This is a genomic window from Mycolicibacter icosiumassiliensis, assembly GCF_900078685.2.
Lineage (GTDB): Bacteria > Actinomycetota > Actinomycetes > Mycobacteriales > Mycobacteriaceae > Mycobacterium > Mycobacterium icosiumassiliensis.
This window is the reverse complement of record NZ_LT546195.1, coordinates 1-5,455: the sequence shown is the minus strand read 5'-3', so window position 1 is coordinate 5,455 and position 5,455 is coordinate 1. Positions and strand designations below refer to the sequence as shown.

At 66.8% G+C, this 5,455-nt stretch carries 5 protein-coding genes; 2 read left to right on the top strand and 3 right to left on the bottom strand.

Annotated elements, in window-relative coordinates; genetic code table 11:
* From BN4346_RS47975 to BN4346_RS49620, 3 genes are all read right to left on the bottom strand, one after another.
* Positions 1 to 1,414: PGRS repeat-containing protein (locus BN4346_RS47975; protein ID WP_067977088.1), on the bottom strand; the 1,414-nt coding region annotated here is incomplete at its 3' end.
* Positions 1,415 to 1,462: 48 nt separating this feature from the next.
* On the bottom strand, positions 1,463 to 2,557 hold the full coding sequence (gene gjpA / locus BN4346_RS46865) for an outer membrane porin GjpA (RefSeq protein WP_067977087.1): 1,095 nt from the start codon (positions 2,555 to 2,557) through the stop codon (positions 1,463 to 1,465).
* Positions 2,558 to 2,900: 343 nt separating this feature from the next.
* On the bottom strand, positions 2,901 to 3,995 hold the full coding sequence (locus tag BN4346_RS49620) for a MarR family winged helix-turn-helix transcriptional regulator (protein WP_078058901.1): 1,095 nt from the start codon (positions 3,993 to 3,995) through the stop codon (positions 2,901 to 2,903).
* A 75-nt stretch (positions 3,996 to 4,070) separates the two neighbouring features.
* On the opposite strand from BN4346_RS49620, the gene BN4346_RS46855 reads away from it, so the two are divergent.
* Together BN4346_RS46855 and BN4346_RS47970 are read left to right on the top strand one after the other, a co-directional pair.
* Entirely contained in the window at positions 4,071 to 5,039 is a 969-nt protein-coding gene (locus BN4346_RS46855) for an NAD(P)H-quinone oxidoreductase (RefSeq protein WP_208863333.1), read from the top strand.
* Between the two features lie 78 nt (positions 5,040 to 5,117).
* The coding region (locus tag BN4346_RS47970) for a hypothetical protein (RefSeq protein ID WP_208863332.1) at positions 5,118 to 5,455 on the top strand (338 nt) is incomplete at its 3' end.

The following is a 5,455-nucleotide window of genomic DNA, read 5'->3' as shown; positions in this document are numbered from 1 at the left end:
CGCCACCATTACCGCCGGCACCACCGTTACCAGTCGACCCGCCCTGACCGCCCTGACCGCCGTCGCCGCCGGACTGCGGGGTGGCGCCGATCATGCCCTGGCCGACACCGCCGTTACCGCCGGCGCCGCCGGTGCCGGCGTGGCCGTCCACCCCGTCCACGCCTGCGGCGCGCCGGGAGGCGCCGTCACCGCTCATGCCGCCCTGGCCTGCGGCACCGCCCTCGCCGGGGCCTTCGCCGCCCTTGCCGCCCGCACCGCCGTTACCCGCGGCGCCATTACCACCGTTGAGGCCGACGCCACCGTTACCGCCGTTTCCGCCATGAGCGTCGTCGCCGGTACCGGCATCGCCGCCGTAGTTGCCGTTGCCGCCGTTACCGAGGTAGTGGCCGGGGGCGTCTTGGTAAGCGTTGCCGCCGGCGCCGCCGGCGCCCCCATCGCCGGCCACACCGTCCTGTCCGGCGTGCCCATATATCGGACTGGTGTAGATGCTCGACCCGCGCCCACCACCTGTTCCAGCGCTACCGCCGGTCCAGCCGCCGTTGCCGCCATCGCCCCCATTGACGTGTTCGACGGTGCCGGTGGCGCCATTACCCCCGGCACCGGCGTCCCCGGCATCGCCACCTGTTCCACCGTTGCCGAACATAAAACTGCTGCGCCCGCCGTTTCCGCCGTTACCGCCGTTGCCACCGCCTTGGCCAATGCCGTCACCGCCATTGGCGTAAGACCCCGCAACGCCCGCCGCTCCGGCCGCGCCGAGCCCACCGTCTCCGCCGTTGCCGAAGAACCACGCCGAAGCGTTCCCGCCGTTTCCGCCGTTACCGCCGTTGCCCACGCTATCGGCGAGACCGCCGGCACCGCCGTTGCCGCCGTTGCCCATCCAGATGCCACCGGCACCGCCGGCACCACCGTTGGCTCCCGCACCGCCGTCACCACCGGCGCCACCGTCGCCGAGCCAGCCCGCCGCATTGCCACCGGCACCGCCGGCAACACCGGCGGTCGCGCTGTCCCAACCATTTCCACCGTCACCGAACCACAGCCCGCCGTTGCCGCCATCGGGATTGGCTTCGGTGCCATCAGCACCGTCACCGATCAGGAACTGGCCGGCCGAGGTATTGATCCAGCCGTTGACCATCACCCCGACGTCACTGTTGATCCAACCCTCCAGCGACGCATGGATCGGCTCGTAGAACCACTGGTCCAGCATGCCGGTCCAGTCGAAGGTGCCCGCATCGGCCGGGCCCGCCGCCACCCAGGCGGAATTATCGAAAAGATCGGCGATCCAATCGAATTCATCGGCCTGTGCCGGTGGCGCCACGCTCAGCGGGACTATTCCGAACGCCAGGAACGCGCCGACAGTGGTTGCGGCGCCAATCGCACGGGAGTGGCGATGCGGGGTGGTGTGATGACGATTCATCGTGAGGGAGACCTCTCTAAAGATTTGGGGAGTAAGGGTTTAGGGGAATCAGAGCCCGAGCAGATCGGCCAGCCAGCCGAACGCATCAGTCGCGGCGCCAGTGCCACCGTCGTCGAGGGTGTCGGTGGGCAGCAGGGGCAGCTCGGCACTGACCAACGGCGGGGTCACCACGACCGGGCCCTTGCCGTCCCAACCCGAGCCCAGCAGGGCGCCGACGGTTTGACCCCAGGCCTGCCAGGCCGCGATCGGTCCGATGCCGGCACTGTTGAGATCGAGGGTGCCCAGCACCGGTACCCCACTGAATTCGATACCGACACTTTGGAATATCGATCCACCCACGGCGGGTACCGAGGCGGCGACCTCGCCGCCGGGGCCGAGCACCTGGTAGGGACCGACCGCAACGGCACCCGGCGACAGCAGTCCACCGAAGGCGATGTCCAGGTGGTCCATGTTCATTCCCGCGGGAAACACCCCGAAGCCGTTGATCATCGGCAACAGGGCATCCAGATTCAAGGTGGCGCCGTTGAAGAAGGCGCCGCCCATGTTGATCAAGGTGTCACCCAGGCTGTCGTGGTCGGTGATGCTGTTGAGCAGCGCGATCCACGGGCTGACGCCCGGGCCGATCATGCCCATCAACACCGCACTGGCCGGCGATCCCAGGTAGTCGATGATCGGCATGATCTGGCTGGCATCGACATCGGCGGGGATATACCCGCCGATCTGGCCGAACATCAACGCATGCGTGCCGTCCATCGTGTGGTTGAGCACCGTGGAGTGTGTTGCGTCAGTCTCGTTCTGCAGCGCCCACCCGGAGAGCACCGCGTTCAGGTGCAGCTGGATCTGCTCGTTGACGTCATTGGTGGAACCTGACGGGTCGTTGAGCAGCCGATCCCAGTAGTCCATCTGGTTGGCCCAAAACTGTTGCATCCCCACACCGGGCGCCAAGTACCAGTTGTTGAGCATGGTCGTGACGTTCGCCGACGCGGCATTGAGGACATCCTGCAACGCCCCCGTCAACGCGACCGCGTGAGATTGGACATCAGACAGAACCGGCACCGGGGCAGACAACGGCGTGACCGCGACGAGACTGGCTCCGACCAGTGCCACGCCAGCGGTGGCATAGGGAAGAACGTTGGCGTGCAAGGGGAACTCCTCGGCAGGTGGATTGGTGACGCACTGAACAGCGCTGAACGTAACTAAGCGAGGGCTGAGTGTCTCTAATCGAACGTTGTTATCCGCGAAGATGTTTGCCACGGCTTCACGTCGGGTTGCGTCGGCAGCGTCCGAATTCCCAGCTCAGCGCCGCGATCGGGGGCTGTCGATCAACCCCGACGGCAGGCTCAACTGTTTCAATCGGTAACTACCAGCGGGTAACCATTCCGCTTGTCCCCCAAGCAGACCCAGGAGAACATGCGTCAGCAAACTGTGGAAACGTTCGGAACCACAATGCGACTTAGGCGGTGACGCCGTTAGATCCGGTGGCAGCTCATCGGTGGCCGGCGCTGCCGTCGACCGCCGCCTCCCGGGGCGAACGTCGATGAACTGTCCGCACCGACCGGTCGCCGCCAGCCTTGAGCGGCAACCCGATCCGACGACACGCGTCGCCGAGCGCGATCGCCTGCTGGCGCGACATCGGGTCTAAATAATGCCTGCGAATTTCCCTGGCGTAGAGGCTAAGAGCAGGTCCCAACCGTACTCGACCGGGCAGCGTGATGGTGGCGAACACGCGTCGTCGATCCCCCTCTCCGGGGCCACGACGCACCAGCCCTTCGGACTCCAGGCGGGTGATCTGCTGGGTCAACCGGCTGGGCCGCAGCGCAAACGCACTGCCCAACACGCTCATGGACGCCGATCCACCCGGCGACTTCGCAATCAGCTCCAAAAGCAGAATGTCCATCAGGGCAAGCTGGATCGCCTCCACCAACCGATCATTCAAGACCGGGAACAGTGTCGCTGACGACGACACGAACTGGTGCCAGCAACGCTTCCCGGCATCGTCGACCCCGGGCAGATAGCACGTGGGCGCCTCCGGAAAAGCTTGAGCATCAATACGAACGGGAACCGGTGGGCCAGGTTCGACCAATGCGCGCCGCAGCTCGGAAAGCCGCAGCCCCTCCCCAATGCGCCAACAGTTCTCCGCAACAGTGCTGATCTGGCGAGTCGACAGCGATCCGAGTAGGTGAGTCGACACGGCTTCCGCGTAGCTGATGGTCGCCGGGGCGATGATCGTCCGTCCGTCGTCATTGAGGAGCGCGACAACCCCGCGTCTGTCCTTCGGATCGGGCTCGCGGCGCACCAGACCCCGCTCCCCCAGACGGTCGATCCGCTTGGTCATCTGACGCCGCGTCGCGCCCAGCAGTTCGGCTAGATCACCCATCCGAGCAGAGCCGTCGGAGGACTTGGCCAGGATGTCGAGCACCCGCAAGTCGATCACCGACAGTAGATGATCAGCGTTGAGAGCCCGGTTCAGCGCCGCGTCGAAGCGCAGCACGGCCGCCAAATAGTGTTGCCATGCTTGACGTTCGGCGAGATCCAAGCCGGGTAAATCACTCGCCGTCCGGCGGCGATCGCGGCGCTGCACAGCGTCATGCTAAGCGACACACTTAGAGTTCCTCATCATTTTCGACAGCGTCGGGCCGGTAGTAGCGTGTCCGCCATGCGCGCCATCATCGCTGAATCGCCCGACGTCCTCACGTGGCGAGAAGTCGCCGATCTTGAACCCGGCCCGGGCGAGGTGCTTATTCGGGTGGCCGCGGCCGGAGTGAACCGGGCCGATCTGCTGCAGGCTGCCGGCTTGTATCCTCCCCCACCCGGGGCCAGCGACACCCTCGGCCTCGAGGTTTCCGGCGTGATTGCCGCGACGGGCGAGGAAGTCTCGGATTGGGTAGTCGGACAACAGGTTTGTGCGCTGCTAGCCGGCGGCGGATACGCCGAGTATGTTGCAGTTCCCGCCCCCCAGGTGCTGCCGATTCCGGACGGGGTAGACCTGGTGGATGCCGCCGGACTGCCGGAGGTGGCCTGCACGGTGTGGTCGAACCTGGTGCTGACGGCGGGGTTGTCCGAGGGCCAGCTGCTGCTGGTGCACGGTGGCGCGAGCGGCGTGGGTAGCCACGCCATTCAGGTGGCGCGTCAACTCGGGGCGTGGGTGGCCGTCACCGCGGGATCGGAGGCCAAGTTGGCCTTCTGCCGCGAACTAGGGGCTGAGATTACCGTCAACTATCGCGACGAGGACTTCGTCACGCGCATCCGTGAGGCCGGTGGCGCCGACGTGATCCTGGACATCATGGGGGCGGCCTACCTGGACCGCAATGTCGATGCGCTGGCCAACGACGGGAAGCTCGTCATCATCGGAATGCAGGGCGGCATCAAGGGTGAACTGAACATCGGAAAGCTGATCACCAAGCGTGCCCGGGTAATCGGCACCGCACTGCGCGGCCGGCCGGTGGAAGGGCCGCACAGCAAGGGCGCGGTGGTTGCCGCAGTGACGACCGAGGTCTGGCCGATGGTCGACGATGGCCGGATCAAGCCGGTGATCGGTGCGCGGCTACCCATCGAGCAGGCCGCTCAAGCGCACCGACTGCTGTCATCGGGCGAGGTGACGGGAAAGGTTGTGTTGACGGTTTAGCCGGCGGCACCAGGAAAGAACGAGACCCGGTCCGACCGATGTCGGACCGGGCCCTCGTACTCTTGCCGCGGGTTACCCGTGCTGGCCAGTTTGGCCGCCCTGGCCGGGACCGCCCGGGACACCGGGTTTCGGAGTGCCGCCGCTCGTCCCGTTGGTGGCACCGGCACCTCCACCGCTGCCGGCGGTACCACCGGCGCCGCCGTCGCCACCACTGCCGGGACCTTCAAGACCCTCACCACCGGTGCCGCCGGTGCCACCGGTACCACCCTTGCCACCGGTGCCGCCGGCGCCGGGAGCGCCCTTGCCCTGGCCGAAGATGCCGCCGTAGCCCTTGCCGCCGGTACCACCCTTGCCACCGGCACCGCCAGCGCCGCCCTGGCCACCGTCGCCGCCCTCACCGCCCGCACCGTGCTCAC

Bases quoted from the DNA above. Each gene is read 5' to 3' on its own strand.
- BN4346_RS46855 (WP_208863333.1), top strand. From the start codon at position 4,071: ATGCGCGCCATCATCGCTGAATCGCCCGACGTCCTCACGTGGCGAGAA.